Genomic DNA, 26,176 nt, shown 5'->3' on the forward strand with positions numbered 1-26,176 from the left:
AGTTATTAATCAGTCACACACTATGATGGGCATCATTCTTTGTCCTGACATAAGCTGTGACGTGAAAAAAATATTAGCGATTTCTGCGAGTAGCCACGAACTGTCGATCAACCGAAACCTGCTTGAGCTTGCAACATCCGACATCAAGGGAGTGGCTGTCGATTGTCTGGACATGCGCTACATTTCCTTGCCCCTCTATAACGCAGATAACCAGCGCGTGTTGGGCTTTCCTGAACGCTTAGCGGGAATTAAAAGCACGATTCGTCAATATGATGGCTATATTATTGCCACCCCAGACCATAATGGACTCATGCCTGCGGCATTCAAAAATCTACTCGATTGGCTTGCTCGCGCTTGCAAGGATGAAATCGCGCTTTTTGGCAATAAACCCGTTTTGCTCATGAGCACATCTCGAGATAAAAGCGGCGGTGCGACGAACCTTAGCATCATGGAAAAAGTGCTCCCGTTACAAGGTGCGAAGATCATTGGTTCATACAGTTTGGGCTGCTATTACGACGCTTTTAAAGATGGGAAGTTGAACGTTAGCGATCAAGTAAAATTAGACACCGAACTCTCGCGTTTTTTACGCGTTGTAGCTCCACATGCTACATCCGGTGTCCGACCGCAATCCTTCAGCCAAAAGCCGTTTTTTGAATTCAAGAATCTGATTTAACCCGTCGAGAATATCATGCTACTCCGACAAGGTTTCTTTGATGAAAAACTGCCACGAAATCATCTTTCAATAGCGAGTAGCACTTCCCTTACCGCTCATACTGTTGCAATCATCAATTATTGCATAACAAATTGATAAGTAACTCAAAAACAACCCATCCAGAAAAGCAATACATCAACAAACAAGGATACACTGCCTCTTCATTCGCTTTTAAATGGTGGGTTGTAAGCATGGATGCGAACAAGAAAACCTTATTGCAGTTGATGGATATCACTCAGCTCTGTATTACCTCTAACAGCGACAATGACAACACCCATAAAGTTCTGGACCGACTTCATGATGTGATCCCTTTCTCTTCCGCCATGATCTCGCTTGATCACCGTAATGCCTTCACCCTCACCTCGAGTACGCAAGTATTAAGAAAGAACACGCCATTTAGTTGGGTGGAAGCCTATCAACACCTCGAATATTGGCGTGTTGACCCTGTTCTTCAACGCATTCAAAAGGTTAATCAAGCGGTATCTTGGCGTGATTGTGAGCCTCTTGCTCAGTGCGACAATTTTAGCAAAGGCTACAAAAAGCATTTAGGGCGAGATGGAATTTCCATTCAGGTGTCTGGCGACACCGGCCTCTCCATTGTTTCACTGGCACTCGAAAGTGAAAAAAAAACCATACGTTTCACCCCTTACTTGGAATACCTTGCCCCGCACATCCATGAGATGTTTAGCCGCACAGGCAGCTTTAATCGCCAAACCATTTCCGTCCCCAAACTCACCGAACGAGAAAAAGAAGTGCTCGCGTGGGCCAAAGAAGGAAAAAGTAACTGGGAGATTGCCGCCATCCTCACCTTGTCAGAACGCACGGTGAAGTTTCATCTATCCCATGCATTTCGAAAACTCAATGTGGTGAACCGCTCACAAGCCGTCGCGAAAGCCATCAGTCTCGGTATCATTGAACTGTAAAGGGTTTCGCGACTGACCTCTCACACAGCGCACGTCATTCACCTATTTTCCACAGCGGTACGTGTTACATTTTTCAATCATTTCAATTTGATACTGTTTTCATTTCAAGCTTACGGAGACCACAGTGAAAAAGTACCTCATCGCTGCCAGCGCCGTTTTTTTCTTCATCATGATGGTTGAAGACATGTTCGGTGCCGACAGAGCCCCACTCAATCCGCCGTTACCTGTTGCTGCACCTTTCAACGTATCAACCCAGTTTGATGGCGAATGGGAAGGAAAACGCACGGATATCAGTGGCGATAATATCTGCCTGCAAACCCGCATTATTGGCACCATCAAAGAAGGGAAAGTGTCGCTTCGCCTCATGTACAACAACACCTATTTAGAAGGCTTTGTCAGTGACACAGGCGAACTGGCTTTGTATGCCGATAGCCAAAAGTGGGGATACCGTTTCGCAGGCACAGCAAACCACGATCGCATCGACGGTGATTGGAAAGTCACTAATGCTGTCTGCAATGGGACATGGCAGTTAGAAAAAACATCGTAACGAAAAAGACAGACCCCAAGGTCAAGGAGGCCCCTCGAGATGAACATCATTCAAGCAACAACCAGTGATATCCCCGCCATTGCCGATCTGTTTAACCAATATCGTGTGTTTTATGGCAAGCCTGACGACATCGAACTGGCCACATGCTTTATTCAAGAGCGCCTCTCTAACAACGAATCGGTTGTGTTTCTCGCCAGAAACGAACGCGGTGACGCCGCAGGTTTCACCCAACTTTATCCGACCTTCTCATCGGTGTCGGCACAGCGCAGTTGGGTGCTGAACGATTTGTTTGTTCTCGATTCCGAGCGAGGAAAAGGCATGGGGAAAGCCCTATTAAACGCCGCCAAAGCACTCGCGATTGAAACCGGTGCAAATGGGCTCGCATTAGAAACTGCACCCGATAACATCGGCGCACAAAAACTCTATGAATCGCTGGGCTATGTGAAAGACACCACCTATTTCCACTACTTTTTGGATGTGTCTTCCAAGTGAGGAAAAGCATCGCTCTGCATAGAGCTGCTCTCGCTTCTGCGTTACACTTCGCCCATAAAAAGCATTTAGTGATGAGCGAAAGGGTTACCCATGAAAAAAGCGGTTGTCGTCTTTAGTGGCGGGCAGGATTCAACCACGTGTCTGATCCAAGCATTGTCTGAGTTTGACGAAGTACATTGTATGACCTTCGATTATGGTCAGCGCCATAAGCAAGAGATTGAGGTGGCGGCAGATGTTGCAAAAGCACTCGGCGCAACCTCGCACAAGGTGATGGATGTCAGCTTGCTCAATGAACTGGCGATCAGTTCGCTGACGCGCGACAACATTCCTGTGTCTCATGAGTTGCAGGAAAACGGCCTACCGAATTCCTTCGTACCAGGGCGCAACATTCTGTTCCTGACATTGGCAGGGATTTACGCTTACCAATTGGGGGCGGAAACCGTGATTACGGGCGTCTGCGAAACCGATTTTTCAGGCTACCCAGATTGCCGCAACGATTTCGTGCAAGCGATGAACAAAGCACTGGTACTCGGCATGGACCGCGAACTCGAGCTACGTACACCCCTGATGTGGCTGAACAAAGCAGAAACCTGGGCGCTGGCAGACAAATACGGCAAATTGGAATATGTTCGCGATAACACCCTGACTTGCTACAACGGCGTGATCGGCAAAGGGTGTGGCGACTGCCCTGCCTGTGACCTTCGCCAGAAGGGTCTCGACAGCTATCTTGAAGACAAAGAAAACGTAATGGCGTCACTGGAAAGTAAACGTCATTAAGTCGATACCTTTGTGTTAGACATGAGTAAAAAGGCAGCTTGGCTGCCTTTTTTAGCAATTGATGAAATACATTGGCGAAAACCTCGGTTCTTCTCTTGTAGGCCTAACGAGGAGGAAGCATGTACATTGCGGTAAGTGGCACCTGCTATTGGTGCATGGAAGCCGTGTTTAATGCGCTGAACGGCGTGTCGAATGTCGAACAAGGCTTCGTAAAATCTCATGATGGAAAGTACGTAGAAGCGGCGTTCTTTGCGTTCAATGAAAAGATCATTTCTCTGGAAGATATCGCTCGCGTGCACCTTTCCACGCATTCTTGCACATCAAACCACAGCGCGAGAGAAAGATACCCAAGCGCCATGTATCCGCTCAGCAGTGATCAACATACGGCAGTTATGAGCGCCATCGCATTCGCCGCCAGTGATTATGATGCACCTGTCATCACAACAGCCAAACCGTTTGTGGCGTTTTACCCCAACCCATCAGCGGTGCAAAACTACTTTTGGCGTCAGCCTGACAAGCCGTTTTGTGATTCGAAAATCCTGCCGAAGCTAAAAGCGCTGGCGGTCACGTTTCCAAGGCTGATAAAACCCAGTGCAGTGCGCTACCTTCGAGAAACCATTCTCGAGGCGCAACACGCATAAAAAAGCGCCGTTCGGCGCTTATCTCTTCCACGTTACCGCTCCTTAATGGCGATAAACATGCCGACTTTTTGTTCTTTCAAGTGCAGCCCGAATTTCACTAATTTCCCTAAGTTGCCGAAATGGTAGCAAGGAACATACACGGTTGTTCTGAATCCAGCTTTTTCTATCATTTGCTGCCATTTCGTATGGCTGTGAAAGCTCACCCCAACGCCTGCGGTATTCGCACCCATTCGATGCGACAAAGGGGTTAACAGTTTCGACGCAGTGCAGCGGTAGATAAGCTGTCCCGGCAGGTCGTGTAACCACTCGCCTTCATACAGGTTTTCAAACACGATCAACAAACCGCCAGGATTTAGGTTTTGGTAAGCGGTATCAAGCGCGTTTTGCTGAGCGTTCAAGGTTTGGCTGAAACTGTCAGCAACAAAGTGATGCAGTACCCAGTTAAACTGGATCATATCGTGCCTAGTCTGCAGCGATGACTCTTGAAAGGTGGATGCTTGGAGGTGTTTGTTGGGATGGACGCGATTTTTATCCAGCAATGCTTGTTCAGGCTCTACCACAGTGACATCAGCACTAGGATAGTGTTCGAGCACTTTATCCGCGTACATGCCATTCCCACCGCCAACATCCAGCAAATGGAAAGGTTGGCTGGTATCGAACTGCTTATCTATGTGGGTGGTCAGTACCAGAAACAGGGCTTTGTCGATGTATTCCACATCAAACGCTTCGGTTTGTTCGGTAGATAATCTTCTTACATCCGCTTTCATCAATCGTGCCCCTTTTAGTGTTCTTATGAACTCAAAAGTGACTAAGCAAGATAAAGGCCAGTTATTTTATTATTAAAAATCAATAATTTAAACACGACCCAATATTAATCCTCAATTTGAGAGTGTCGCTGACATGCAAAAAGACAATAGTGGCAGATATAAAAAAAGCGCCAAATGGCGCTTTTCATCTCAATGTGAGGCTTACTTACCTTCTTTGGCATCCTGACGCTTTTTAAACGCCGCCATTTGCTCGTCGGTCGCTGGAAGCTGATGATTGGCTTTCCAGTCTGCATAAGACATGCCGTAAACACGCTCACGAGCCTCGTCATCGCTCACGTCAATGCCACGCTGATCCGCTTCGGCTTTGTACCATTTGCCAAGGCAATTACGGCAGAAATCCGCAAGGATCATCAGATCAATGTTCTGCACGTCTTTGTTGTTGTCGAGGTGCGACAAAAAGCGGCGAAACGTGGCTGCGTCTAATTCATCCTGCTGCTGTTGCGTCAATTTATCCGACATGGCTTTTATCCTTTAAATGCGTTTTTGAAAGCAAAATTCTTGTTATGGGTAAGAACATAACAATCAGGGCAAGGGAAGAAAAGGAAAATGCGAAAGTTGAAAGGTGGGTGAGATACGCGCTTCACTCACATCAAGCAAAGTTGATAGCAATGATCGCCAGTGCTAACATTTGTACACACATCGTATCAGGAGCCTAAAATGGATACTCGCATTCAATTTCGAGTCAATGAAGAGACCAAGCGCTTGGCACAGCAAATGGCTGAGAGCCAAGGTAGAACACTGAGCGATGCATGCCGCGAACTGACGGAACAACTGGCAGAACAGCAACGAAAGGCCTTGTCTCATGACGTTTGGTTAACAGAGCAAGTAAACCAAGCATTCGATAAACTCGACGCAAACGAGGCAGTTTTCATAGAACATGACACAGCCAAAACGCGGATGGCAGAACGAAAAGCAAAAATTCGTCAACGAGGTCGCCAATGATATTTTGGGAAGAAGAATCTCTTAACGATCGCGAAAAGATTTTCGAATTCCTTTATGACTTCAACCCCGATGCGGCCGAGAAAACCGATGAACTGATCGAGGAAAAAGTCGAAAACCTATTAGAGCAGCCTTTAATGGGCGTTCAACGAGACGGTATTCAGGGAAGGCTTCTCATCATTCCTGAGGTTTCGATGATTGTGTCCTATTGGATTGATGGCTCACACATCCGCGTCATGCGCGTGTTGCACCATAAGCAAAAATTTCCCTCGAATTAGAGACATCTCCCCTAACCGGTGCGTTACCACAAACACAAAAAAGCCAGCATCTCCGCTGGCTTTTGATCTTTCTAGAGACTCGAATCTGCTCTTTCTCGCACCTGGCTCTTAAAAATCCCCATGACTCGTTCGGTGCGGTTTGATCTGCTCAAGCTCAGCATTCAACTGTGCTTCAACAAAGCCCGGTGAGTGGGTCTTCACAGACAGCAAACGGTACATTGAAGGGATGACGAACAGCGTAACCGCCGTTGCGAAGGTCATGCCCGCAAAAATCACCGTGCCTACAGCCACACGGCTTTCATAGCCGGCACCTGTTGAGAAGATCAGCGGCAACGCTCCAATGATGGTGGTGAACGCGGTCATCATGATCGGACGGAGGCGGCGAACAGACGCATCAATGATCGCTTGTTCAAAGGCTTCGCCACGGTCACGGAGCTGGTTCGCGAACTCAACAATCAAGATGCCGTTTTTGGTGACCATACCAATCAACATGATCATGCCGATCTGCGAGTAAATGTTCAGGCCTTGATCTGTCATCCACAAGCCAACAAAGCCACCAAAGATCCCCATAGGGACGGTTAACATCACCACCAAGGGGTTCACAAAGCTTTCGAACTGCGCGGCAAGGACCAAGTACGCCACCAACAACGCCAAACCGAACACAATCAGGATGCTGCTTTGGTTGTCTTTAAAGTCTGCCGACTCACCGGAATAGCTGATAGAAATATCGGCTGGCAGCAGCTCAATGGCTTTCGCATCCAGGAAGGTTAAGGCATCACCCAAAGTGTAACCTTCACCCAAGTTCGCCTTCAGCGTGATGGCTTTTTGCTTGTTGAAGTGACGAAGAGATTGCGATGACGCCACTTCTTCAACTTCCGCCAAGGTATCCAAACTCACCAGCTCGCCAGTGCGCGTTCGCATGTAGATTTGGCTGATGTCGTCTTTGCTGTTGAAGCGAGATTCGTCGCCACGCAAGTAAACATCAAACTCTTCACCACGATCGATAAAGGTGGTTTCTGTGCGGCCGCCCAACATCACTTCCATGGTGTTAGAGACATCGTCCACACTGATACCCAACTCAGCGGCGCGCTGGCGGTCAATGTTCACCACAAGCTCTGGCGTGGTTTCCGCGTAATCCAGATCCGCGCCTTGCAAGATCGGTGAGGCTTTCGCTTCGTCCAACAGCACTTGCGCCCATTTGTTCAGCTCATCGTAATCAGGGCCGCCCAACACAAATTGGACAGGCTCGCTTGACCCACCACGGAAACCCGGCAGGAACGCACGCACAAAGATATCCGGAATGCCACCCAACGCTTGACGAACGCGGCCTAGCACTTGCTCTGCAGATTGGTCACGGTTGTCCCAATCTTCTAGCTGCATGATCACGAAGCCCGTTTGGTCTCCCGCCATGCCACCAAATGCTGGTGCTTGTAAGCTGATAGAGGTGAGAAGCCCTTCTTCTACCAATGGCAGTAGACGCTGCTCCACTTGCTCCATGTTGCCTACCATGCGGTTGTAAGCCGTGCCTTCTGCGCCTTTCACAAACGCCATCAACACGCCGCGGTCTTCTTGCGGAACAAGCTGTGCTGGCAGTGCTTTCATCAAGAAGTAGCTGCCACCCACACAGGCTGCAATCACGATGGGTGCGACGAAGCGAGCACGAATAGCAAGGGTCAACGCATTGCGATAACTGTTTTCAAAGCGACTGAAAAAGTTATCAACCATGATGTTGAATTTGCCGCGCTTCACATTGGCTTTCAGGATTTTGCTGCCCATTACAGGGGTCAGGGTCAGCGCGATCACGGATGAGAAAATCACCGCCATTGCCAGCAACACGGCGAACTCGGTAAAGAGTTTGCCGATCATACCATCCATGAAGGAAATCGGCAGGAACACCATCACCAACACGGCGGTGGTTGCCACAACCGCAAAGCCCACTTCACGTGTACCGTTGTACGCCGCCACAAGCGGTGTGTCGCCTTTTTCGATGTGGTGGAACATGTTCTCGACTACCACGATGGCGTCATCCACCACCAGACCGATCGCCAGAATCAGCGCCATCAAGGTCAATAAGTTGATCGAAAAGCCAAAGAAGTACGCGGTAATAAACGCCGATACCAAGGACACAGGCACGGTGATCGCCGGGATCAGCGTGGCACGTGCCTGACCAATGAAAATGTAGAGGATCAGAACCACCAGCGCTCCGGTGACAAACAAGGTGCTGTAAACCTCATCAATCGAACGCTCGATAAACACCGTTGAGTCGTAATCCACCCACAAGCTTGCGCCCGCCGGCAAGAAAGGTTGAAACTCTTCCACCAGCGCACGCACGCCGACCGCAACATCCAGTGGGTTTGCATCAGACTGCGCTACAATGCCGAGGCTTAGGTTGTTGACGCCGTTGTTTTTGTAGGTCGCATTTTCGTTCTGTGAGCCGATGTACACATCTGCTACATCACGCAGGTAAATCGGACTGCCGTCTGACGCGGTGCGCACCACAAGGTATTCGAAATCTTCTGGCGATTGGTACAAACGCTGCGTACGCACAGTCATTTTGGTGATGTCATTACGGATTTCACCGCCCGGACTTTCCAAGTTTTCACGACGCAATGAAGAAGTAATGTCATCTGTTGTCACGCCACGACCTGCCATCAAAACAGGATCAAGGCGTACATACATCACTTTGTAAAGCGCACCGTAAAGCTCAACGGAACTCACGCCCGTTAGCAGGCTGAATTTGTCTTCCAGTACGCGCTGTGCGTATTCAGTGAGCTGAGTGCGGTCCATTTCTGGCGAGGCAAGGTTGATGTAGATAGACGCTTCGCCTGAGCCGTTAGATTTAGACACAACAGGTTCGTCGGCTTCATCAGGCAAACGACGCTGCGCACGGGCAACGGCGTCTCGCACATCACTCACGCCTTCGGTGAGATCCCAATCAATGTCGAACTCAACGGTAATGCGCGACATGCCGTTGCGGCTGACAGAGGTGATTTCTTCAATCCCACTGATGCCAGACAGTTCATCTTCGAGCGCTTGGGTAATTTGGCTTTCCATGATGCTGGCAGACGCACCCGCATATCGGGTCATCACCGAAACAACAGGGCTATCAATGTCTGGGTATTCACGCACGGCCAGCTTTTCGAAGGAAACGATACCGAACACACAGAGCAGCAAACTCAGAACAATCGCGACAACCGGTCGCTTAACGGAAATATCCGAGAGCCACATTTACTTGCCCTCTGCGCTTTTCGCTGCGGTGAGATCATTCACTTTTGTGCCATCTCGCATGCTAACAAGGCCTTGCACAACAATGCGATCGCCCAATGCTAATCCACTCTCAACGGTCACTTTGTTATCGACACGCGCGCCCAATTTCACTTCGGTACGCTTGGCAATACCATCATCACCCACAAGGTAAACAAAACGCTTCGTGCCCGAATATTCGATCGCTTGAACAGGGATCACTGACGAGATCTGCGGTTTAAAATCCAACAGGGCTTCCATCATCATGCCAGGACGAAGCAAGTCACCTTGGTTGTCGATGTTGATGCGAGCGCGAAGGTTAAGCGAGTCATTGTTGACGCGTGAATCCACCGCCGTCAGCTGCCCCTCAAACGCTTGGTCGCGCCATGCTTTCGAACGTGCTGTTACTTTGATGTCTTTGTTCAGATCGCTGAAGTACTGCTCTGGCACATTCACGTCTAACTGCATCAATGAAAGATCATCCAGGTTCAACAAGGCTTCCCCCGCAGAAACTAACTGTCCTCGCGTAATGTCCACTAGGCCAACGGTACCAGAAAAAGGCGCTTTAATATGGTGGTCGTTGAAGTCAGCCGTGGCAGCATCCAGACGGGCTTTCGCCACATCAACGCTTGCCTGTTGGGCATCCAATTCTGTTTTGGTTAATGCGCCGCGCTGAACCAGCTTGCTGTATTCACGCAACTTACGCACTTCGTCTTTATGGAACGCTTGCGCTTCGGCCAGAGCCGCTTGTGATTTCGCGGTATCCAGTGTTAGAAGCGATGCGCCCTCTTCCACTTTTTCACCCGCGGTAACGTAAATTGCCGAAATCTTCCCACCCACTTCCGGCGCAATCACCACAGAGTGTTCAGATTTAAGGTTACCAATCAAAGAAAGGCTTCGAGAAACCGGGTGGGCTTCCACTTTCGAGGTCGCAACCGCAATCGCAGGACGCGTCGGTTTCGCAGACGACTGGCCCGCGGCTTCGGAGTTTTTTTGCCAGACAAAGACACTGGCAGCACCTATAACGACAAGGGCTGTGAAAAGGGCTTTTGTTTTCATTTTATAAACCAAGAAGAACAACTCGCCATAGTCTACTCGATGCACCTTTTACGTGCGGTAAAGAAATGTAAATCCATGGAAGTTTTTGCTATCGACAGAATGTATTAACTTACGAGATTGGAAAGAAATTTGACCAGTTCGCTCGCCTTTTCATCATGGCGTTGAAAAAACCAGCAAACGCATCGTATTTTAGAGAAAATACTTTACAGCACGGACGTGTTTGATAATATGCGCCCCGCACTTGTGGTGGGATTCCCGAGTGGCCAAAGGGATCAGACTGTAAATCTGACGGCTCCGCCTTCGAAGGTTCGAATCCTTCTCCCACCACCATCATTCGCTTTGTGGCTTGATGGAAACATTAAGAGCGCAACGCAACAGAGAAAAAGAAAAACTCGTGGTGGGATTCCCGAGTGGCCAAAGGGATCAGACTGTAAATCTGACGGCTCCGCCTTCGAAGGTTCGAATCCTTCTCCCACCACCATCATTCGCCTTGTGGCTTGATGGGTAACATTAAGAGCGCAATGCAATATAGAAAAAGAAAAACTCGTGGTGGGATTCCCGAGTGGCCAAAGGGATCAGACTGTAAATCTGACGGCTCCGCCTTCGAAGGTTCGAATCCTTCTCCCACCACCATCATTCGCCTTGCGGCTTGATGGGCAACATTAAGAACGCAACGCAACATAGAAAAAGAAAAACTCGTGGTGGGATTCCCGAGTGGCCAAAGGGATCAGACTGTAAATCTGACGGCTCCGCCTTCGAAGGTTCGAATCCTTCTCCCACCACCATCATTGCAAAAGCCAGCTCATTGAGCTGGCTTTTTTGCGTTTAATCATCGTCACTTTGCGCTGAATACGTCGGTGTTGGGCGCTATCGACAATGAATTAGCTGCGGCGTAGATTCCACGTAGCTTAGATGCTCAAAGCTTCTCTGCCATGCGGCGTCCACAAATCTTGCTCTGGCCCTTTTGGCACAATGCGCGTTGGGTTGATGTTCGCGTGGCTGTAGTAGTAGTGGCGTTTGATGTGTTCCATGTTCACCGTGTCTGCCACGCCTTCCACTTGATACAACTCTTTCATGTAATTGAAGATATTGCAGTAATCCGCAATACGCTGGCGGTTACACTTAAAGTGACCCACGTACACGGCATCGAAACGTACTAACGTGGTGAACAATCGCCAATCCGCTTCTGTGATGCGTCCGCCCGTCAGGAAGCGATGCGTCGCCAAATGCTCGTCAAGGCAATCTAGTGTGCCAAAGAGCTGATCAAATGCGCTTTCATACGCCTCTTGCGTGGTCGCGAACCCACAGCGGTAAACACCGTTATTCACGTTCGGATAAATCGTCGCATTCCACTCTTCAATGCTGTTTCGTAACGCATCCGGGTAGTAATCGTCCGTGTTCCCTGTCAGGCCATTGAATGCCGTGTTAAACATACGAATGATTTCAGACGACTCGTTGCTCACGATGGTCTCTGTCTTTTTGTCCCAAAGCACCGGCACGGTAACACGCCCGGTGTAATCGCTTTTGGCTTTGGTATAGAGCTGATGCATGAAGTCAAAACCGTACAGCGATTCTGGTTCATCAAATGCCCAGCCGCTTTCCAGCATGTCAGCACTGACAATACTGAGGCCAATGTGCGATTCAAGCCCTTTGAGTTTGCGGAAAATCAGCGTGCGGTGTGCCCAAGGGCACGCGAGAGAAACATAGAGGTGATAACGGCCAGACTCAGCAGAAAACCCAGCATCACCGGTAGGGCCAGCCTCACCGTTTGGTGTTACCCAAGAACGAAAACCCGCATCTTCTCGAACAAATTTACCGTTTGACGCTTTGGTGTCATACCAAACGTCATGCCAAACGCCGTCAACTAACTTACCCATTATGCTTCTCCCTTATTTCCATAGAGAAAGTATAAAAAGTAAGGCAAAGAAAGTCGGCATGACAAACTTGTTAGTGTTGTTCTAGATTTTTGAACAAGATGCACAGCCATATTGGACATCAACAGCTTTCAGTTCAACAAAGCATCAAAGCGAGAAACAAATCGGGCTGCACATGTGCAGCCCGACAAAGAGTTCCCAATACATCTAACTTTGTTTACCGCCAAGGTAACTGATATTAAAGGTCACATTGCTGGCTTCACTGCCATCAGGGTAGGATTCGTTGATGGTGATTTCATCGTCTTCGATTTCAAAACGGATCGTCGGATCTTGCGCCTGATCGCGCCAGCGTCCTTCGTTTTGAGACCAAATCGCGCGGGTCTTGTTCACTTTACAGCGAACGTGCCATTTACCGCCATCATCGGGACGTCGGTAAGAGATGTAGTAAACATCGAGCTCGGTTTCGGCTTCTACAACCACTTTATCCACGGTCATGACGGTTGGGCTTTTCTTCTTGATCGCGGCAATACTGGCTTTGCATATTTGCTCTGTGGTGAAGTCTCCATACTCCCCGCAGCCGGACAGCATCGCAGTCACGAGCACCGCCAAACTGGCTTTAAACAAGGTCATTGTTCTCATTAATTGCCTCCGTCACGTCGTGAAACACCACAACAAAGAAACCGCGAGCAACGCGTTGATTGTCAATCAATCTGTATCTAGCGCATTATTTTGTTTACAGCATAGTTGCAAACACAAGATTTCGCTTCTATGACGATACAGAAGCTTCGGCTTACTCACTGTTTTCTCAGCCCAAATGCGCTGAGATGCGGTACACTGGTTATCGCTCGACGTATTTCACAAACAAAGAGAAGAAAAAGCGAATGAAAGTCATCTCATTTAATATCAATGGTCTACGCGCCCGCCTTCATCAACTCCAAGCCCTGATCGAAAAACACCAACCCGATGTGATTGGCTTGCAGGAAATCAAAGTACACGACGAAGCATTTCCGCTCGAAGACGTCGAAGCCATGGGTTACAAGGTGTATTTTCACGGCCAAAAAGCCCACTACGGTGTGGCAATGTTGTGTAAAGAAGAACCTATCAAGGTGCTAAAAGGCTTCCCAACGGACGAGGAAGACGCACAACGCCGCATGATCATAGCAACATTCAAGCAAGAAGACGGCAGTGAAGTGACCGTACTGAATGGCTACTTCCCACAAGGCGAAAACATCGCCCATGAAACCAAGTACCCAGCCAAGATTAAGTTCTACAAAGATTTGATGACATACCTCAACGACGCACACACCAATGACGAAAACGTGATTGTGATGGGCGACATCAACATCAGCCCTATCGATCTTGATATCGGTATCGGCGACGTCAACCGAAAACGCTGGCTGAAAACCGGTAAGTGTTCGTTCCAACCCGAAGAACGTGAAATGCTCGCGACTTTGATGAACTGGGGCTTTGTAGACACCTTCCGCCAGCAATACCCAGACGCAGACGACAAGTTCTCGTGGTTCGATTACCGCTCACGCGGCTTCGACGACAACCGCGGCCTGCGCATCGATGTGGTACTTGCCACCGCCCCGCTCGCGGCGAAATGCATCGATACCGGCATTGATTACGAACTGCGTGGCATTGAAAAGCCATCCGACCACGCGCCGATTTGGGCGGAATTTAAGTAATTCAGGGTCGAGAAAGAGCAGAGTCTAGTCGCGAGTAAAAGCCTAAAGCGAAAAGCGATTCTGCCTCCTCAACATAAAAAGCCAGCACTCTCATGCTGGCTTTTTCTTTATCTGCTCTTTTGATCTTTCTCGATTCTCGCAATCTGCAGTTAACTCTCCAACGGCCTCAAATGTCTATGCCAGCGTTTTTCCAAACGCTTAAAGCCATACACAATCGTGAACGTGAGGCACAAGTAAATCGCAGCCACAAACAGGAAGGCATCAAACGGGGCGTAGAAACGCGCGTAGATGTCTCGTGCTGCGCCTGTGAGGTCGATAATGGTCACGACAGACGCAATGGAGCTGGCGTGAAGCATGAAGATGACTTCGTTGCTGTACGCAGGCAGCGCGCGACGGAATGATGATGGCAGGATGATGCGGCGCAAAATGGTGAAGCGCGACATACCATAGGCCATGCCAGCTTCGATTTCGCCGCGTGGGGTTGCCATCATGGCGCCGCGCAGAATTTCAGTGGTGTATGCCGCGGTATTGAGCACAAACGCCAACAAACACGGGTAGAAGGCATCTTCAACAATCGCCCAGAACATGGACTGTTGAATGCCTTCAATGGTCGCCACACCGTAGTAGATCAAATACAGCTGAATCAACAGTGGCGTGCCACGGAAAATGTAAACATAAACCCAAACTGGACGGTTAATCCACGGGTTTTTAGAGGTTCTAGCCACCGCCAAAGGCACAGATAAAATCAGGCCTAAAAACAGGGAAAGCACCACCAATTGAACAGTCACCGTCAACCCACTCCAGTAATGAAGAATGGTGGTTGAAGTGAAAATCTCGTTCTGATCGAGAAAGGCATACAGTGATTCTAACATTCCGCTCTCCTTAGCCTCTTACCACACCCGCGCTGAACTTACGTTCCAGACGCTTTAGGCCAAGTTCCGACACCGAGGTGATCAACAGATACACGATGGCAACCGGGATGAAGAATTTAAACGGTTCATTCACCGCACCCGCCGCTTCTTTCGCAAGGCGCGTCATGTCCGCCAAACCAATGACAGAAACCAATGCGGTGGTTTTCACCAACACCAGCCAGTTGTTACCAATACCCGGTAAGGCATGGCGCATCATCTGAGGGAACATGATGCGACGGAAGACCATCCAGTTGTTCATGCCATACGCCGTACCCGCTTCTAGCTGACCACGGTCAACCGCAAGGAATGCGCCGCGGAAGGTTTCCGCCATGTAGGCACCGAAAATGAAACCTATAGTAGACACACCGGCAGTGAACTCGTCGACGTTAAAGAAAACATCGATTTCATAGCTGTCATAGAGCCAATCAGAAAAGTTGTTGAGCATGATCTGAACGCCGAAGAAGATCAGCAACATCAGTACCAAGTCAGGCACGCCGCGAACCACGGTGGAATACACTGTTGCTGCGCCACGCGCGATGCGATTTTTTGAGAGACGCGCCATTGCTGTTATCAAGCCCAGCAACAATGCGATCACTGCTGATAACACCGCCAATTGAACGGTCAGAATTGCGCCCATAAATATGGAAGGGCCATAACCATGCAGATCTAACATCCTTTCCTCCTGCACGTAAAAACCGATGTCACCCAATCGGTCAAAAGGGAGCACGTCCTGCTCCCTTTGGAACATTCTGCTTGTCGTTGATAAGCAGAGTATTGCTTTGGCGTGTGAGTGAAGGTTCACCCTGTGGACCTTCACTCACCATACCGAGTCATTACATTTTGATGTTGTACTTGAAGTACTTGTTCATGATCTCTTCGTATGTGCCGTTTGCTTTCACTTCATCCAGTGATTTGTTGAAGATAGCCAGTAGGTCTTTATCACGCTTACGCATTGCAGCACCTACACCGCCACCCAGTTGGATGTTCTCGCCAACGGTTTTGAAGTTCGCACCGTCAGAAGCACCCAAAATTGCGGCTTCACCTACAGGGAAATCAATCAGAACCAAATCAAGACGGCCGCCTTGCAGGTCAAGCACCAAGTCATCACCGGTTGTGTAACGCTTAATTTCAGCCACTTTGCCGAAGGTGTCGGTCGCGTGGTTGTCTTGAATTGTACCGCGCTGAACACCGATACGCTTACCTTCCAGTGAAGCAACGTCACTTGGGTTTACGTTTGATGCTTTTGGTGCGAAGTAACCGCTTGGCGTGTTGTAGTAAGGCTTAGTGAAAGCAACTTGCTTCGCACGCTCTTCGGTGATCGACATTGAAGAGAAAATAACGTCATACTTACGCGCTTTAAGACCTGGAATGATGCCATCCCATGCCTGAACGACCCAGCTACAGTTTAGCTTGGCGTTTTCACACACAGCGTTACCCAGATCCACCTCAAAACCGGTCAAGGTGCCATCTGGCGCTTTGTATTCGAATGGTTCGTAAGGAACGTCAACAGCGATGCGAACATCTGTCCATTCTTTAGCTTGAACTGCTGTCGCGCCAAGTGCTGCTGTTACGGCAGCTGCAACTAACCACTTTTTCATCTTAATGTCTCCTTAGGTACTTAACACGGACGGCAAAACTCCATCGCCATCCGCCGTATTGTCACATTTGCGTTGATTTGCTCTCTATTAGTATTAGCAAACACAAACGGAAAATTAGTAAATTGACGATATAAACTGTTGTAAACGCTCTGACTCAGGGTTGCTGAAGAGCTTTTCAGGGTGCCCTTGTTCTTCCACAAGGCCTTGGTGCAAGAACATCACATGGTTAGACACATCACGCGCAAACGCCATTTCGTGCGTCACAACCAACATGGTGCGCCCTTCTTCTGCCAAGATCTTCATCACGTTCAACACTTCACCGACCAACTCAGGGTCAAGTGCTGAGGTTGGCTCATCAAACAGCAAAGCTTCTGGCTCAACCGCCAATGCGCGCGCAATCGCGGCACGCTGCTGTTGACCACCAGAAAGGTGTCCTGGGTAGTAATCACGGCGTTCGTACAAACCAACACGCTGCAAGTAGGCTTCTGCGCGCTCAATGGCTTCTGCTTTTGGGACACCGAGAACATGGATAGGGGCTTCGATGACGTTTTCCATCACCGTCATGTGAGACCAAAGGTTAAACCCTTGGAAAACCATCGCGAGACGAGAGCGAATGCGTTGCACTTGCTTGTCACTCACGGGCACAGCAACACCGCCGCGCCCCGGCTTCATTTCGATCAATTCACCATTGACCCAAATTTCACCGCTGGTAGGTGTTTCGAGGAGGTTGATACAGCGAAGAAACGTACTCTTACCTGAGCCGGAAGAGCCGATAATAGAAATAACATCGCCGCCGTTAGCGTCGAGAGAGATCCCTTTCAATACTTCATGTTGACCAAATGTTTTGTGAAGGTCTTTAATTTGCAGCGCTACTGCTTCGCTCATGCGCCTGACTCCTGTCATTTTTTTTGCACGTTCAATGTGCACACATTCGGCTGTGTGTTGTTGTTATTTGCCTATTCACTTTTTTGGGGTCAGCGCTTATTTGACTAAGTTGTAACTTTCTCACGTGTTACAACACATTCCACTACTGAAGCCCATTTCTTTGAAAATAACATCCATTACTTCCAGCAGCAACAATTTGTTAACCTTCCACAAATTAAAATTTAAGTCATATAAATCGCATAAATAATCAGAGCGATTTTTGTGCACTGCGTCGATATCATTGATGCATAGTTAGGGTTAGTGTAGGGTGTAATCGGTGAAAAATACTCTTTAAATTCAATAACGAGAGATTCATGCTGCTGCGCTTTTTGACCTTGTGTTTCGTGTTGGTGTCTACCACCAGCGCTGCAATGCCTAATACTTTGACAATCATCCCTGAGCTCTCGAATGGTTTCGTGCGTAACTACAATCCATTTCGCAGCGATACCTTGGCGACGACTCATGACTTTGTCTACGAACCCCTCATGGTGTTCGACAACGGCACACCCCACTTTCGCTTGGCTGAGCGCTACGCACTCTCGCCTGATTTAACAGGCATCACCCTCTATTTACGTGAAGGGATCACCTGGTCTGATGGTGCACCATTTTCGAGCGATGACGTCGTTTACAGTTTGTCCTTGCTGAATAAACAACCAGAACTGGATTACAATTCGCTCGGGAAGTGGGTCGAACGTGTCGAAAAACGTGGTAAAAATGAGGTATACGTCTCGTTAAGCCGGCCTAACGCGCAAATCGCCGAACGTTTAGCAGATGCCGTGATCGTGCCTAAGCACATCTGGGAAAACATCCGAGGTAAAAGAAGCTACCTCAACCAGCACCCTGTTGGAACCGGCCCTTTCACCACCATCAAAGCCTTCACCAGTAATAACATTGTGCAATGTCGCAACCCGCATTACTGGCAACAAGAGGCTTTGAATATTGACTGTATTCGCTATCCTACCGTCAGAACAAACGATGAATTGATCTCGCGCCTCAGCAGCGGCGAGTTTGATTGGGCGAGCGCATTCATTCCCGACATTGAGCGCAACTACGCCTCCTATTCCCGTGACTATCACTACTACCACCAGCCTTCGACAATCGTCAGTTTGCTGTTCAACTTCAAACATGCAAACCCCGATACTCAAGCCGTGTTTAACGACGTGCGATTCCGTCGTGCGGTATCCATGTGTTTGGCGCGCGAGTTGTTGATTGATATTGCCGTGTTTGGGCAAGGCCAAAAAGCCATGTTTGCGAGTGGCGTTGAATCAAAATTTGAAGACTGGATTGCCCCATCGGCTGCGGAGCAGCATCTTTACTACATTCGCAATCACGCCAAAGTGGCGCAGCGTTTGTTGGATGAAATGGGATTGGCTGACACGAATGGCGATGGTTATCGCGAGTTACCCTCAGGCAAACCCTTAGCGCTGTCGATCATTGCCCCAACCGGTTGGAGTGACTTCACGTCCGCAGCCAACGTTGTCAGCGAAATGATGGGCACGGCTGGTTTAAAGGTGTCGGTGAAAGAATTGCCTTACCCGAAATACATAGAGGACATGGCAACGGCGAACTACGACATCAGCATCACTAACTACCCGTCTGGTGACACGCCTTTCCGCTATCTAAACGAAGCCTTCAACAGTGACTATCACGCACCAAGCTCGCCGCGTTTCGCGCACCACTTTTTTAAAGACGATGTGATTGATGGATTGCTGAGCGATTTTCTTCTTCAAACGTCGCCAAGTGCCCAGCGCGATGTGGTGAATAAGCTGCACCTGCGCATTGCAGAACAGCAAATCACCGTGCCGCTGTATTACAAGCTTGAAACCGTTGAATACACATCAACACGCTATAGAGGTTGGCACACAGAAAAAGGGAAGCCTGCCGTTCCAACGATTTGGCCGACCGAAAGAATGCGTTTGATTCAATTGCTGGATCTATACCCGACCGAAGCGCGAGTAAGCGAGTAGAAGATACTCGCTTTATTCTGTCGTTAACAATTCTAAGGTTTTCAACCACACATCCGCATCCCCCTCAGGTTCGAGTCGTTTGAGGGTTTCATACGCATGTCGGGCAACGTCGAATTGGTTGGTTTTCATCGCGCTGTAACCAAGAATCTCCCAAAGGAAAGGATCATCTTCACCGCCCATCGCGATCGCGCGTTGCGCCAGCTCCGCGGCATCTGGCCATTGCTGCAATTGCGAAGCAATACGGCACTGTGCTTTGAGCAATGACAATTCCGGCTCTTGGTTCAATTGCTCTGCCGTTACCCACGCATCACGCCATAGAGAAGCCTGCATTTGATACTGCAATTGGCGTTTCTGCGTCTCTCTGTCGTTGAGTGCCGCATCTTCTGTCACGCCTTGTGATAGCCACTGCGCCGCTTGCGATGCTTTACCCAATTGCGCGGAAATATGCGCCATATCGAGATAATCTTGCCCCGTTAGCGCCATGCCTTGTTCTTTGGCTTCCTGATACAAACGCAGCGATTGTCGTAACTGCCCTAGACGGGCGTACGCTCCCGCTTGCTTGCGCTGCCAGCGAATATCATTGCCGTAACGTTGTTGGATGTTTCTCGTGGTATTGATCAGCGCGCGATCTTGGAACAACTGCTCTTCGCTCAACGCCTTAATCTGCCACATAAACTCAGGGGCATCGGCATAGCGCGCAATCACCGCATTGGCTTGTTTTAGCGCACGGTCATAATACTGTTCAGCAAACAGAGCGCGGGTATACAGCTGCTCTACCGGCTGGAACGGCGGGAATTCTTCTAAATAAAGGTGACCATATCGCACCGCGACATCAGGTCTGTCACGCTTCATCGAAATAGACACCAACGCACCCAAAGCATCTTGTCGAAGGCTTGGTGGCAGCTTTCTGTATTTCAGGGCATTGGTATAAGCAAGCGATGCGCGGTCGAGGTCGCCGTCTTGCAGGTAGATAAACCCAAGAAGACGCTGATGCAGGGCTTTTTGTTCGTCATTATCAGGAACAAGCGCTTTGGCCAAATTGGACGCATCTTTATATTGCTCATTCGACAGCAATTGTTCGATACGCGTGAGATGACGGGCTAAATCAGGATCGTTGGCAAGCACCGAAAATGATGCACTCATAAAGAGGATAGCAATACCGAACCCTTTCATATCCCTTAGCCGTTAACGATCTGATAAATCGACTATAACGCAGATCGGACAATATCCGTGCGTTTTAACGCCGATTTTTTGCATGGAAACGACAATCCTCATTTTTATGAGAAAAACAGGCGTAAAAATGACCGATTTTCGTTATGCGCTTTGTTTGAATTCCCGATTTGTCACACCCTTTGCTACCTTGCTATAGCCTGACAACATTTCGGTTCGGGTCTGTTGATCCGAATAAAGATATGTTTACTGAAGCACGTTTATTCGGGCTATACTCGCCGCCCCCTTATGAGACTGAGATTCCCATGAAAACCTATATCCCTGGTAAAGATGCCGCACTGGAAGAATCCATCAATCGCTTTGAGGAAAAACTCACTGCGTATGGCTTCAACGTTGAACCTGTTTCTTGGCTAAACCCAGTACCCAATGTTTGGTCTGTTCATATCCGCGACGTTGATGCGCCGATGAACTTCACCAACGGCAAAGGTGCCAGCAAGAAAGCAGCATTAGCTTCTGCATTGGGTGAGTATTTTGAGCGTCTGTCTTGTAACTATTTCTACGCCGATTTCTACTTGGGTGATGACGTTGCCAACGCACCGTTTGTGCATTACCCGAACGAGAAATGGTTTCCACTGACCGATGACGACAGCTTGCCAGAAGGCTTGTTGGACGATGCCATGTCAGCGTTCTATGACCCAGAAGACACCCTTGCTGCCAGCGATCTCATTGACCTGCAATCCGGCAACGAAGAACGCGGCATTTGTGCCCTGCCTTTTGAGCGCCAACGCGACCAACAAACCGTGTATGTACCAATGAATGTGATTGGTAACTTGTATGTGTCGAACGGCATGTCAGCGGGTAACACCCAAACTGAAGCACGCAGCCAAGCACTGTCTGAAGTGTTCGAGCGCGCCATCAAAAACCGCATTATCGCTGAACGCATCAGCTTGCCGGAAATTCCATCCGACGTGATGGCGCGTTACCCATCGGTTCAAGCCTCTATTGATGCGCTGATTGCCGAAGGCTTCCCTGTTGTCGCGTACGACGCGTCACTGGGTGGCAAATACCCCGTGATTTGCGTTGCGTTGTTTAACCCAAACAACGGCACCTGCTTTACCTCTTGGGGTGCGCACCCACGTTTTCAGGTGGCGCTGGAGCGTACCGTGACCGAACTGCTTCAAGGTCGCAGCCTTAAAGATCTGGATGTGTTCGAAGCGCCGTCTTTCCACGACGAAGACGTGGCCGATCACCACAACCTTGAAACCCACTTCATCGACTCATCAGGCACGGTGTCTTGGGACATGTTCAAAGCCACCGCCGACATCGAGTTTGCGGATTGGAACTTCGAGGGCACATCGCAAGAAGAATGCGATTGGCTACTGGGCAAACTGCACGCTGAGGATGCCGACGCTTACATCGCCGACTACACCCACCTTGATGTGAATTGCTGTCGCGTGATCGTGCCAGGTTGGTCGGAAATTTACCCATCTGAAGAAATTCAGCTGTGTAATAACAACCGTGGTACCGATCTGCGTGATGCTATGTCGATGCTACTCGCCTCTGAATACAGCGACGAGTCCGTTGAATTCCTGTTCGATGTGCTCGAAATGGCAGATTTCGATGACAGCTACATGGTGTGCGAACTCATGGGTATCGCCCCAGATGCAAACACCGCATGGAAATCCCTCACCATTGGTGAACTGAAATGCCTGTTGGCACTGGCAATGGGTGATCTGGAATCTGCACAAGACTTCGCAGTGTGGAGTTTGGATTACAACGCCACCATTTACAGCCAAGCACGCACCGTATTCATGCGCTGCCTGATCGCAAGCCTAGAGCTTGCACAAGATGACGTACGTGATCCTGCGGAATACCGTCAGGCGTTTGGCTTTATTTATGGCGAAGAAACCACAGATGCCGTTTGGGATTCCATCTCTGGAGACATCCGCTTCTTTGGCCTAACCGCACCAGAGGCCGATCTCACCGCATTTGGCGCGCACCAAAAGCTGCTTGGCTCTTATAACAAGCTACAAATCGCAAAGGCTAAGTTGTCTTAATAAGAGAACTATCAGCAAATCATTCAGCTTATGAATAGTCGCACAACGAGGCATTCATAAGCGATTGATTGCAATGCTTTACCGTAACATTGGTAACGAAAAGTCGACGTTTACTTCTTTTAAAATACGTAATTAAATTACAATTCAATTTTATTTGAAAATGTTTAAATTTTTTATATTTAACAATATCAACAACATATAAATTTTAAGCCAAAAATCGCCGTTTTAAATGTTATAAAATTTCACAACAATGATCTAAATCAATTTTGATGGAACAAGCCTCTGGTACTATTCTTTCAGCGAAATTTGGAGACCAGTGGGTACTATCGTGAAGACTCAAACCAACCCTTTTGACGCACTGATGCCGCCAGCAATGGCGCAAAAAGCTGAAGATGTCGGGGTTTACAAGGCAACTAAAGCGCCTTTCCAATCTTTTATCCTCGCCATCACTGCTGGCGTATTCATTTCTATTGCTTTCGTTTTCTACACCACAGTGACCGCAGGTGCGAGTGATGCGCCTTGGGGTCTCGTCAAATTTGTTGGCGGTATCGCCTTCAGCCTCGGCCTTATTCTTGTTGTTGTTTGTGGCGGTGAACTCTTTACCTCTACCGTATTAACGACTGTCGCAAAAGCCAATAATCGAATCACATGGGCACAACTGAGCCGCAACTGGGTCACCGTTTACTTCGGTAACATGGTGGGTGCGCTTTTCTTTGTTGTCATGATTTGGCTGGCGGGTCAGCACATGGCAGGCAATGGTGATTGGGGCATCAACGCAATGAAAATTGCCCAGCACAAATTGCACCACAGTTTTGTTCAAGCCGTTGTTCTCGGCACGCTTTGTAACCTCATGGTGTGTCTAGCTGTATGGATGACCTATTCATGCCGCAGTGTCGCAGACAAGATTCTCGTGATGATGCTTCCAGTTGCTATGTTTGTTGCAGCAGGCTTTGAGCACAGCATTGCAAACATGTTCATGGTCCCGATGGGTATCGTGATTAATAACTTCGCGAGCCCTGAATTTTGGGCAGCAACAGGGTATAGTGCAGCAGATTTCGCCGACCTAACGGTGAGCAACTTTATCCTGAATAACCTTATTCCAGTGACCATCGGTAACATCATTGGTGGTGGCCTACTTGTAGGCATGACTTACTGGCTGATTCATCTTCGTGGCGAACAAAGTCACAGCTAATTCATAGCTGAACTCAAACGACGCGAATCTCTATATTTTCTTTTCTACTGAATTTAAACAGGTAGGTACATCATGGCAGAGCAATTTACTCAAGCGTGGGAAGGCTTCGCAGCCGGCGACTGGCAGACTGAAGTTAACGTTCGTGACTTCATCCAGAAGAACTACACCCCATACGAAGGCGACGAGTCTTTCCTAGTTACTGAAGGTACTGAAGCGACTAACGCGCTTTGGGACAAAGTAATGGAAGGCATCAAGCTTGAGAACTCAACTCACGCGCCAGTAGATTTCGATACTTCAGTTATCTCTACTATTACTGCTCATGACGCTGGTTACATCATCAAAGATCTAGAAAAGATCGTTGGTCTGCAAACTGAAGCGCCACTGAAACGTGCACTGATCCCTAACGGTGGTGTACGCATGATCGAAGGTTCTTGCAAAGCGTATGATCGCGAGCTTGACCCAATGGTTTCTAAGATTTACTCAGAATACCGTAAGACACACAACCAAGGCGTTTTCGATATCTACACCCCTGATATCATGAACTGCCGTAAGTCTGGTGTTTTGACTGGTCTTCCAGATGCATACGGCCGTGGCCGCATCATCGGTGACTACCGTCGCGTTGCACTTTACGGTGTAGATTTCCTGATGAAGGACAAAGCTAAGCAATTCCATTCGCTACAAGCGAAACTGGAAGCTGGCGACGATCTACAAATGACCATGCAACTGCGTGAAGAAATTCAAGAGCAATACCGTGCACTTGGCCAAATCAAAGAAATGGCGAAGAAATACGGTGCAGATATCTCTGGTCCTGCAACAACTGCTCAAGAAGCTGTTCAATGGTTGTACTTCGGTTACCTAGCTGCTGTTAAATCTCAGAACGGTGCTGCAATGTCTCTAGGTCGTACTTCTACGTTCCTAGACGTGTACATCGAGCGTGATATCGCTGCTGGCAAGATCACTGAAATCGACGCACAGGAAATGATCGACCACTTCGTAATGAAGCTGCGTATGGTTCGCTTCCTACGTACGCCTGAGTACGATGAGCTGTTCTCTGGTGACCCAATCTGGGCAACAGAATCAATGGGTGGTATGGGTGTTGACGGTCGTACACTAGTAAGCCGTACTAACTTCCGCTTCCTGAACACGCTTTACACCATGGGTCCAAGCCCAGAGCCAAACATCACTGTTCTTTGGTCTGAGCAACTGCCTGACGGCTTCAAGAAGTTCTGTGCGAAAGTGTCTATCGACACGTCATCTATCCAGTACGAAAACGATGACCTAATGCGTCCAGATTTCGACAACGATGACTACGCGATCGCATGTTGTGTATCTCCACAAGTTATCGGTAAGCACATGCAGTTCTTCGGCGCGCGTGCAAACCTTGCTAAAACACTACTGTATGTAATCAACGGCGGTGTGGATGAGAAGCTGAAACTTCAAGTTGGTCCTAAGCAAGCGCCTATGGCTGACGAAGTACTAGACTTCGACAAAGTATGGGCTGGCCTAGACAGCTTCATGGATTGGTTGGCAACACAGTACGTGACCGCACTAAACGCGATTCACTACTCACACGACAAGTACAGCTACGAAGCATCGCTAATGGCGCTGATGGATCGTGACGTTTACCGTACAATGGCGTGTGGTATCGCAGGTCTGTCTGTAGCGGCTGACTCACTGTCTGCTATCAAGTACGCGAAAGTGAAACCAGTTCGTGACGAAGACGGCATCGCAATCGACTTCGAAATCGAAGGCGACTATCCGAAATTCGGTAACAACGATTCACGCGTTGATGACATCGCATGTGAAATGGTTGAGAAGTTTATGAACAAGATTCGTAAACTGAAAACTTACCGTAACGCGGTACCTACTCAGTCTATCCTGACTATCACTTCAAACGTGGTATACGGTAAGAAGACAGGTAACACCCCTGACGGTCGTCGTGCAGGTGCACCATTCGCACCAGGCGCAAACCCAATGCACGGTCGTGACGAGAAAGGTGCAGTAGCATCACTAACGTCTGTAGGTAAACTGCCATTTGCTCACGCAAAAGACGGTATTTCTTACACCTTCTCTATCGTGCCTAACGCACTAGGTAAAGATGGCGACACGCAGAAAGCGAACCTTGCTGGTCTTATGGACGGTTACTTCCACCACGAATCAGGCATCGAGGGTGGTCAACACCTGAACGTGAACGTTCTGAACCGTGAAACACTGGAAGACGCCGTTAAGCACCCAGAGAAATACCCACAGCTGACTATCCGTGTATCGGGCTACGCTGTGCGTTTCAACTCTCTGACTGCTGAACAGCAAAAAGACGTCATCGCACGTACATTCACTGAATCTCTATAATCTGAGCA

24 protein-coding genes and 4 tRNA genes are annotated in these 26,176 nt (G+C 48.8%); 17 read left to right on the plus strand and 11 right to left on the minus strand.

The window, feature by feature from the left end; all coding sequences use genetic code 11:
* Positions 1-22 precede the first annotated feature (22 nt).
* From EQP46_RS18260 to EQP46_RS18285, 6 genes are all read left to right on the plus strand, one after another.
* Entirely contained in the window at positions 23-673 is a 651-nt protein-coding gene (locus EQP46_RS18260; protein WP_129495012.1) for an NADPH-dependent FMN reductase, read from the plus strand.
* Positions 674-903: 230 nt separating this feature from the next.
* Entirely contained in the window at positions 904-1,635 is a 732-nt protein-coding gene (locus EQP46_RS18265; protein WP_129495013.1) for a helix-turn-helix transcriptional regulator, read from the plus strand.
* 124 nt (positions 1,636-1,759) lie between these two features.
* Complete coding sequence (locus tag EQP46_RS18270; protein ID WP_129495014.1) at positions 1,760-2,182, plus strand: hypothetical protein; 423 nt, start codon at positions 1,760-1,762, stop codon at positions 2,180-2,182.
* Between the two features lie 39 nt (positions 2,183-2,221).
* Positions 2,222-2,674, plus strand: coding sequence for a GNAT family N-acetyltransferase (locus tag EQP46_RS18275; protein ID WP_129495015.1), 453 nt, complete (start codon positions 2,222-2,224; stop codon positions 2,672-2,674).
* A gap of 90 nt (positions 2,675-2,764) precedes the next feature.
* Positions 2,765-3,451 carry a 7-cyano-7-deazaguanine synthase QueC gene (queC, locus tag EQP46_RS18280; protein WP_129495016.1) on the plus strand — a complete coding sequence of 229 codons (687 nt, stop codon included), beginning with the start codon at positions 2,765-2,767 and terminating at the stop codon, positions 3,449-3,451.
* A 119-nt stretch (positions 3,452-3,570) separates the two neighbouring features.
* Complete coding sequence (locus EQP46_RS18285; RefSeq protein WP_129495017.1) at positions 3,571-4,092, plus strand: peptide-methionine (S)-S-oxide reductase; 522 nt, start codon at positions 3,571-3,573, stop codon at positions 4,090-4,092.
* 32 nt (positions 4,093-4,124) lie between these two features.
* Here the strand turns inward: EQP46_RS18285 and EQP46_RS18290 are convergent, their stop codons facing one another.
* Positions 4,125-4,859 carry a class I SAM-dependent methyltransferase gene (locus EQP46_RS18290; protein ID WP_129495018.1) on the minus strand — a complete coding sequence of 245 codons (735 nt, stop codon included), beginning with the start codon at positions 4,857-4,859 and terminating at the stop codon, positions 4,125-4,127.
* 201 nt (positions 4,860-5,060) lie between these two features.
* Positions 5,061-5,378 carry a DUF1244 domain-containing protein gene (locus tag EQP46_RS18295; protein ID WP_129495019.1) on the minus strand — a complete coding sequence of 106 codons (318 nt, stop codon included), beginning with the start codon at positions 5,376-5,378 and terminating at the stop codon, positions 5,061-5,063.
* Positions 5,379-5,576: 198 nt separating this feature from the next.
* Here EQP46_RS18295 and EQP46_RS18300 point away from each other — a divergent pair, with 198 nt between their 5' ends.
* Positions 5,577-5,861 (plus strand): type II toxin-antitoxin system RelB/DinJ family antitoxin, encoded by a 285-nt coding sequence (locus tag EQP46_RS18300; protein ID WP_129495020.1) that lies wholly within the window; start codon positions 5,577-5,579, stop codon positions 5,859-5,861.
* Positions 5,858-6,136, plus strand: a complete 279-nt coding sequence (locus tag EQP46_RS18305) for a type II toxin-antitoxin system RelE/ParE family toxin (protein ID WP_129495021.1) — start codon at positions 5,858-5,860, stop codon at positions 6,134-6,136. The genes EQP46_RS18300 and EQP46_RS18305 overlap by 4 nt, the downstream gene beginning before the upstream one ends.
* A gap of 108 nt (positions 6,137-6,244) precedes the next feature.
* On the opposite strand, the gene EQP46_RS18310 is transcribed toward EQP46_RS18305, so the two are convergent.
* Together EQP46_RS18310 and EQP46_RS18315 are read right to left on the minus strand one after the other, a co-directional pair.
* On the minus strand, positions 6,245-9,364 hold the full coding sequence (locus EQP46_RS18310) for a multidrug efflux RND transporter permease subunit (protein ID WP_129495022.1): 3,120 nt from the start codon (positions 9,362-9,364) through the stop codon (positions 6,245-6,247).
* Entirely contained in the window at positions 9,365-10,438 is a 1,074-nt protein-coding gene (locus tag EQP46_RS18315) for an efflux RND transporter periplasmic adaptor subunit (RefSeq protein ID WP_167482780.1), read from the minus strand.
* 245 nt (positions 10,439-10,683) lie between these two features.
* Between EQP46_RS18315 and EQP46_RS18320 the strand changes: the two genes are divergently transcribed.
* From EQP46_RS18320 to EQP46_RS18335, 4 genes are all read left to right on the plus strand, one after another.
* Positions 10,684-10,768, plus strand: a tRNA-Tyr gene (locus tag EQP46_RS18320).
* Positions 10,769-10,834: 66 nt separating this feature from the next.
* A tRNA-Tyr gene (locus EQP46_RS18325) sits at positions 10,835-10,919 on the plus strand.
* A 67-nt stretch (positions 10,920-10,986) separates the two neighbouring features.
* Positions 10,987-11,071: transfer RNA gene (locus EQP46_RS18330), tRNA-Tyr, on the plus strand.
* Positions 11,072-11,138: 67 nt separating this feature from the next.
* Positions 11,139-11,223: transfer RNA gene (locus EQP46_RS18335), tRNA-Tyr, on the plus strand.
* A gap of 123 nt (positions 11,224-11,346) precedes the next feature.
* Here EQP46_RS18335 and EQP46_RS18340 read toward each other — a convergent pair.
* Complete coding sequence (locus EQP46_RS18340) at positions 11,347-12,315, minus strand: glutathione S-transferase family protein (RefSeq protein WP_129495024.1); 969 nt, start codon at positions 12,313-12,315, stop codon at positions 11,347-11,349.
* Positions 12,316-12,519: 204 nt separating this feature from the next.
* The gene (locus EQP46_RS18345; protein ID WP_129495025.1) at positions 12,520-12,951 is read right to left on the minus strand and encodes a hypothetical protein; all 432 of its coding nucleotides are present in this window, start codon (positions 12,949-12,951) and stop codon (positions 12,520-12,522) included.
* 242 nt (positions 12,952-13,193) lie between these two features.
* On the opposite strand from EQP46_RS18345, the gene xthA reads away from it, so the two are divergent.
* Positions 13,194-14,000: an exodeoxyribonuclease III gene (gene xthA, locus EQP46_RS18350; protein WP_129495026.1), complete on the plus strand. Its 807-nt coding sequence runs from the start codon at positions 13,194-13,196 to the stop codon at positions 13,998-14,000.
* 149 nt (positions 14,001-14,149) lie between these two features.
* On the opposite strand, the gene EQP46_RS18355 is transcribed toward xthA, so the two are convergent.
* From EQP46_RS18355 to EQP46_RS18370, 4 genes are all read right to left on the minus strand, one after another.
* Entirely contained in the window at positions 14,150-14,872 is a 723-nt protein-coding gene (locus tag EQP46_RS18355; RefSeq protein WP_129495027.1) for an ABC transporter permease, read from the minus strand.
* A gap of 10 nt (positions 14,873-14,882) precedes the next feature.
* Positions 14,883-15,584 (minus strand): ABC transporter permease, encoded by a 702-nt coding sequence (locus tag EQP46_RS18360; protein WP_129495028.1) that lies wholly within the window; start codon positions 15,582-15,584, stop codon positions 14,883-14,885.
* 160 nt (positions 15,585-15,744) lie between these two features.
* Complete coding sequence (locus EQP46_RS18365; RefSeq protein WP_129495029.1) at positions 15,745-16,509, minus strand: transporter substrate-binding domain-containing protein; 765 nt, start codon at positions 16,507-16,509, stop codon at positions 15,745-15,747.
* 114 nt (positions 16,510-16,623) lie between these two features.
* Entirely contained in the window at positions 16,624-17,394 is a 771-nt protein-coding gene (locus EQP46_RS18370; protein ID WP_129495030.1) for an ABC transporter ATP-binding protein, read from the minus strand.
* A gap of 353 nt (positions 17,395-17,747) precedes the next feature.
* Between EQP46_RS18370 and EQP46_RS18375 the strand changes: the two genes are divergently transcribed.
* Positions 17,748-19,400 (plus strand): ABC transporter substrate-binding protein, encoded by a 1,653-nt coding sequence (locus EQP46_RS18375; protein WP_129495031.1) that lies wholly within the window; start codon positions 17,748-17,750, stop codon positions 19,398-19,400.
* Between the two features lie 12 nt (positions 19,401-19,412).
* Here EQP46_RS18375 and EQP46_RS18380 read toward each other — a convergent pair whose 3' ends face one another.
* A complete protein-coding gene (locus EQP46_RS18380) occupies positions 19,413-20,573 on the minus strand; it encodes a tetratricopeptide repeat protein (protein WP_129495032.1) in 1,161 nt (386 codons plus the stop codon).
* Positions 20,574-20,875: 302 nt separating this feature from the next.
* On the opposite strand from EQP46_RS18380, the gene ycaO reads away from it, so the two are divergent.
* The 3 genes from ycaO to pflB all read left to right on the plus strand — a co-directional run bounded on the left by ycaO (position 20,876) and on the right by pflB (position 26,168).
* Complete coding sequence (ycaO, locus tag EQP46_RS18385) at positions 20,876-22,627, plus strand: 30S ribosomal protein S12 methylthiotransferase accessory factor YcaO (RefSeq protein ID WP_129495033.1); 1,752 nt, start codon at positions 20,876-20,878, stop codon at positions 22,625-22,627.
* A gap of 316 nt (positions 22,628-22,943) precedes the next feature.
* Entirely contained in the window at positions 22,944-23,819 is an 876-nt protein-coding gene (focA, locus tag EQP46_RS18390) for a formate transporter FocA (RefSeq protein ID WP_129495034.1), read from the plus strand.
* 72 nt (positions 23,820-23,891) lie between these two features.
* Positions 23,892-26,168, plus strand: coding sequence for a formate C-acetyltransferase (gene pflB, locus EQP46_RS18395; protein ID WP_129495035.1), 2,277 nt, complete (start codon positions 23,892-23,894; stop codon positions 26,166-26,168).
* The last annotated feature ends 8 nt before the right edge of the window (positions 26,169-26,176 follow it).

It is taken from the genome of Enterovibrio baiacu, assembly GCF_004120195.1.
Classification (GTDB): Bacteria; Pseudomonadota; Gammaproteobacteria; order Enterobacterales; family Vibrionaceae; genus Enterovibrio; species Enterovibrio baiacui.